General features: G+C 61.6%; 5 protein-coding genes and 1 pseudogene. 5 read left to right on the forward strand and 1 reads right to left on the reverse strand.

The window, feature by feature from the left end; all coding sequences use genetic code 11:
- The first annotated feature begins 17 nt into the window (after positions 1-17).
- From OC446_RS31185 to OC446_RS29195, 3 genes are all read left to right on the forward strand, one after another.
- The gene (locus tag OC446_RS31185; protein WP_410055167.1) at positions 18-359 is read left to right on the forward strand and encodes a hypothetical protein; all 342 of its coding nucleotides are present in this window, start codon (positions 18-20) and stop codon (positions 357-359) included.
- A gap of 306 nt (positions 360-665) precedes the next feature.
- Complete coding sequence (locus OC446_RS29190; RefSeq protein ID WP_181054742.1) at positions 666-2552, forward strand: alpha/beta fold hydrolase; 1887 nt, start codon at positions 666-668, stop codon at positions 2550-2552.
- Positions 2553-2646: 94 nt separating this feature from the next.
- Positions 2647-2973 carry a GrlR family regulatory protein gene (locus OC446_RS29195; RefSeq protein WP_181054741.1) on the forward strand — a complete coding sequence of 109 codons (327 nt, stop codon included), beginning with the start codon at positions 2647-2649 and terminating at the stop codon, positions 2971-2973.
- Positions 2974-3043: 70 nt separating this feature from the next.
- Here the strand turns inward: OC446_RS29195 and OC446_RS29200 are convergent, their stop codons facing one another.
- Complete coding sequence (locus tag OC446_RS29200) at positions 3044-3394, reverse strand: pyridoxamine 5'-phosphate oxidase family protein (RefSeq protein WP_262032415.1); 351 nt, start codon at positions 3392-3394, stop codon at positions 3044-3046.
- Positions 3395-3476: 82 nt separating this feature from the next.
- Here OC446_RS29200 and OC446_RS29205 point away from each other — a divergent pair, with 82 nt between their 5' ends.
- Together OC446_RS29205 and OC446_RS29210 are read left to right on the forward strand one after the other, a co-directional pair.
- Positions 3477-4175 (forward strand): plasmid pRiA4b ORF-3 family protein, encoded by a 699-nt coding sequence (locus OC446_RS29205; RefSeq protein ID WP_262032416.1) that lies wholly within the window; start codon positions 3477-3479, stop codon positions 4173-4175.
- A 61-nt stretch (positions 4176-4236) separates the two neighbouring features.
- Positions 4237-5088 (forward strand): annotated as a pseudogene (locus tag OC446_RS29210) (ISKra4 family transposase); the annotation flags it as partial.
- Positions 5089-5133 lie beyond the last annotated feature (45 nt).

Genomic DNA, 5133 nt, shown 5'->3' on the forward strand with positions numbered 1-5133 from the left:
AGGATCTCCTTGGCCCGTTGTCAGCCCTCCTGAATGATCCTGCGGATCAGCGGGCTGCCTTGGCAGCCGGATGCATGCTCGGAATCGGTATGATGCGGTACGTCCTGCAGAGCGATGCCCTCAAGGATGTGCGGCAGGAGGTCCTCTCTCCATTGGTTGCCCGGATCATGGACAGCTGCCTTGGGGAGATGGGCCCGGTTGGGTCCGTCAATCTTGCTCGACCGGCTGGCTCGCCGGATGTCCCAGGCCCTTCGCCTTCGAGGGGGAGCGGCAGGAAGGAGCCGACAAGATGCGACCGAAGCAAGCAACCCTGTGAAGCACGAGGCAAATCCCGGACCAGAAGCAGGACCAGGCAATGATCGGTCGGACCAGGTATCGTGCCGAGGGTTACTGATGCCCGCCGACGCTGTGCTGAGCTGAAATCACCGCGCCATGGGAGCTGTGGCCTCGGGATCGAGATCCATGCCCACAAAGCAGATCCCGGCAGACGCGCCCACGTAGGACGGTTTTGTGTTCACCGCCGCGTGTCGTGCACACGAGAACGTCGATCCAATCTCCTGCGTGCTAGACCCTTGATCCATATCAACGATTGTTGACTAATGGCAGATATATGGATGATGCCTCATTCATTTCCTGCAGCAACAAGCAGCGAAGGATAAACCGGTATGGCGACGCTTGGACAAGTTCGTGCGACTCAGTTGCAATCCTCTTCGAGGGCACCGAGTTCAGGCCAGATCGCAATCCCGCATTCCGTCAACGAGAATACTGTTCCAGCGCCGACGAAACTTCCGTGCAAGGCCCCTGCCTCTACCGAGGTTCCAGACGCATGGCCTGAGGGCTTCGCCGAAATCCTGGACCGCTCTGTTCACGCCTTGGCGGCCCGGTTGACTTCCGGGCTCTCGCCCGCGGCGCTGGTGGGAGCCTACATGGACTGGGCGGTCCATCTCGCCTCGTCCCCCGGCAAGCAGCTCGAACTGGCTGTGAAGGGGGCCCGCAAAGTTGCCCGCCTTGGTGATCAGACTCTCAAGCAGGCGGCGACCACGGGATCCTGCGAACCCTGCATCACGCCGCTGCCGCAGGACCGGCGTTTTTCCGCGCCGGAATGGGGCAGGTATCCCTACAACCTGATCTACCAGTCCTTCCTGTTGCAGCAGCAGTGGTGGCACAACGCCACGACCGGGGTTGGCGGCGTCACAAGGCAGCACGAGAACGTGGTCGAGTTCGCCACACGGCAGATGCTCGACGTCTTCTCGCCTTCGAATTTCATCCTGACGAATCCCGTCGTGACTCGGCGGACCTTGGAAACTGGCGGCCAGAACCTCGTTCAAGGCTTCCAGAACTACTTGGAAGATTGGATGCGCCTGATCCGCAACAAGCCTGCGGTGGGAACGGAGGCCTTCAAGGTTGGCCAGAACGTCGCCGTCACGCCGGGCCGGGTCGTCTACCGGAACGATTTGATCGAGCTCATCCAGTACGAACCGACGACGGAGAAGGTGCGGCCCGAACCCGTGCTGATCGTGCCCGCCTGGATCATGAAGTACTACATCCTCGACCTCTCTCCGGAGAACTCCCTTGTCCGGTTTCTCGTGAACCAGGGCTTCACGGTGTTTATGGTCTCGTGGAAGAACCCCACGCGCGAAGACCGGGACCGCGGCATGGAGGATTACCGCAGGCTGGGCGTGCTCGCGGCGCTTGATGCGGTCAATGCCATCGTGCCGAACCAGAAGGTCCATGCCACCGGCTACTGCCTGGGCGGCACGCTGTTGACGATTGCCGCAGCCGCGATGGCGTGGGATGGCGACGACCGTCTGAAGTCGGTCACGCTATTCGCGGCCCAGGCGGATTTCAGGGAAGCGGGCGAGTTGACACTGTTCATCAACGAAAGCCAGGTCCGGTTCCTGGAGGACATGATGTGGAGCCAAGGCTATCTCGACGCCAAGCAGATGGCAGGAGCCTTCCAGCTGCTGCGCTCGAACGATCTCATCTGGTCCTACATCGTCCACAACTACCTGATGGGCGAGCGTGAGCCGATGATCGACTTGATGGCGTGGAATGCCGATGCGACTCGGATGCCCTACAGAATGCACTCGGAATACCTGCGCCAGCTCTTCCTCCAGAACGATCTCGCCGAGGGGCGCTTCAAGGTCGAAGGCCGCCCAATCTCTCTTGGCGACATCCGCGTTCCCATTTTTGCGGTGGGCACTGAGCGCGATCATGTCGCGCCATGGCGCTCCGTGTTCAAGATCCACACCCTGACCGACACGGACGTCACCTTCCTGCTCACCACAGGCGGCCACAATGCCGGCATCGTTTCGGAACCTGGCCGGCCTCATCGCAGCTATCGGGTGCTGACAAAGACCGAAAGGGATCGTCACCTCGATCCCGAAACCTGGCAAATCATGGCGCAGCCTCACGACGGATCGTGGTGGCCGGAATGGGTCAATTGGCTGGCGTCCGAATCCGGCGAGCCGGTGCTCCCTCCGGCCCTTGGGGCTCCGCCAGCCTATCCGGTTCTCGGCGAGGCACCGGGGTCTTATGTGCGCGAGCCGTGATGGGCTCTGGCCACTGAGCCCAGAAGGCAAGGGGGCCCGTTCCGCGGACGCCTCGCGTGGCAGCGAAGCTTACAAAGACAGGGATGCTGAGGACATGGAAGAAGGTTTGTACAAGGTGCTGTTTCAGACCCAGTTGGGGCAAGGAACCGGGGTTGTCACAGTGCGGGAGGGACGTCTCACAGGGGGAGACTCCGTGATGTATTACACGGGGGAGTACACTATCGCTCAGGGCGGGATCGATGCCCGGCTCGTGGCCGATACGCACTCGGTCATGCCAGGGATCATGTCGGTGCTCGGCCTCCCCAAGGCCCGTCTGCATCTCAAGGGAGTGGCTGAGGGGCAGTCGGCGCACCTGTCGGGGACCTCACCGGACCACCCAGGCCTGAGCTTCGAGGCGACCCTCACGCGTCTTGCCGACTGAAGCGCCTCCTGTTCGCCTAGCACATGATGGCCACGGCGACCGAGAACCTCACGTGCCCACTTCAAAGCAGTTAGGACCGTCCCTCGACATTGCCGATGTCGGTCACCAGATCGGCGTGACCAAAGCCCTTGCGGTAATCGAGAATGGAGATCACCTCCGGCACGATCCGAAACAGGGCGATGCCCTTCAAGCCGCTCGGGGCGTACTCCGCCACTCCCTCGGGAAACTTTTGCAGCAGGAGATGTCCAGCCTGCTCGATCTCCTGCGGGTTGGTGAGGCGGTGCGCCCGGCCGGCCGCGGAGATGCCACGGATCTCGCCCCAGTTCTCGTAGGGAAGGTTGACCGTGAACGACACCTTGGGATTGCGGGCGATGTTCTGCGCCTTCTGCGAATGCTCCGAGCACCCGAAGTAGGAGAGCATGAGGAGTTGTGGGGCAGTTTGATAACGGGTCGGCTGTACAAGGTATCCGACCAGACGAAATAAGGCTGCGGGACACCCTCATTTGCCGAAACGCACCCCATCCGAACCCCACACGTCTGATCCGTTTCAAACTCCGGAGATCCTGCAGTTCAAAGTCTGGCTGCTCGGCATCAGCCCCATGATCTGGCGGCGCGTTCAGGTTCCGGGCAGCATGACGCTGCGGGAGTTGCACGGTGTCATTCAGGTGGCGATGGGCTGGGAGGGCATCCACCTGTTCCAGTTCACGCTCCGGGCCCGGCGGTTCGGTTCTCGGGAATTGGCGGCCCGGTCACCGGAGATCCCGCTTTCACAACTTCGCCTCTGTCCGGGCAACCGTTTTCGCTACGAGTACGACCTCAATGGTCCTTGGGAGCACGAGGTGCGCCTCGAGAGCCGGCATGGGGCTGACCCTGAGAGGACTTATCCCGTTTGCCTGGACGGGGATGGATCCTGCCCGCCGGAGGACTGCGGCGGGGTGCCGGGTTTTCTGGCCCGGCGTGAGGCCTGTATCACTTTGGAGACCAGTCATGACTTCGCCGTCTTGGCCGGTTTCGTGGATCAGCTCGCTCTGAAGCGGAGCAAAGGCGCCTCCATCAACGCCGAGGAAATCGATCATGTCCGGGAGGCTCTGAAACGCCTTGAGATACGCCAAGGGTGGCAGGGCAAGCCGTTCTCCCGCAAAAAGGTCAACGAGCGGCTAAGCAAGACCGAGTATCTCAACCTCATGCATCAACAGTGGTGAAGCCGTGCGCTCGAATGGCCAGTGAAGGCGCCCGGCTCTCCACAAGCGCACGGGAGATTCCATGCAGGTCAGGATCATGCTTCAGATCGTTGGAGACGACGGCACCGTTGGAGACGCGGAGGAGGTCGCATCCCTGACGAAGATCACGGAGCAGGCCGAGGATCTGGGCCTATCCCTAGCTGAGAGCAAGACTTTATTGGCAGCCGCTCAACAGCGGATCGTCGAGGCTCAGGTCAATGACTGGCTCGAGAAACACCGTCACTGCGAGATCACTGGTCGGCGGCTTCGGAGCAAAGGTAGTTACCCAATCACCTTCCGGACCCTCTTTGGCGACGTCCAGTTGAAGAGCCCACGCTTCTACGTTCCCAAAGAGCGGCAGACCAATGGTCCAGCAACGATCTCGCCACTGACGCAATTGCTTCCCGACCATGTTGCACCGGAGCGTCTGTACCTTGAGACCCGCTGGGCCTCGCTTGTGCCCTATGCGGCCACCGCCGATCTCCTGGCTGACGTGCTTCCTGTGGGCGGCGGTGTCAACGCAACGACGGTGCGCCAGCACGTCCTGCGCGCCGCCGAGCGGATGGAGGACGATCTTGCTCAGCAGCGGACCTCATTCACCGAGGGCACAGATCCTCGCGATTGGGAGGATCTGCCAATCCCTGATGGACGGATGGTCATCGGCCTGGATGGCGGCTACATCCGCGATTGGCGCGACAGAAAGCGGAACTTCGAGCTGATCGTCGGCCGGTCTATGCCCGAAGAGGGGGAGGCTCGGTACATCGGCTTTGTCCACGGCTATGACCGCAAGCCGCAGCGCCGCATCATTGACGATCTCAGGCGCCAAGGCTGCCAGGCCGATCAGGATCTGACCTTCATCACAGACGGCGGGGACGAGGTCCGGGCTGAGGCGCGGCGATCAGGGTGGAAGTTGAGCGGCAATCAGAATGAGAGGTGACGG

Origin of the sequence: Microvirga sp. Mcv34 (assembly GCF_024519725.1) — a bacterium.
Lineage (GTDB): Bacteria > Pseudomonadota > Alphaproteobacteria > Rhizobiales > Beijerinckiaceae > Microvirga.

Coding starts and splice junctions, on each gene's coding strand:
- OC446_RS29190 (WP_181054742.1), top strand. CDS start 666: ATGGCGACGCTTGGACAAGTTCGTGCGACTCAGTTGCAATCCTCTTCG.
- OC446_RS29195 (WP_181054741.1), top strand. CDS start 2,647: ATGGAAGAAGGTTTGTACAAGGTGCTGTTTCAGACCCAGTTGGGGCAA.
- OC446_RS29200 (WP_262032415.1), bottom strand. CDS start 3,394: ATGCTCTCCTACTTCGGGTGCTCGGAGCATTCGCAGAAGGCGCAGAAC.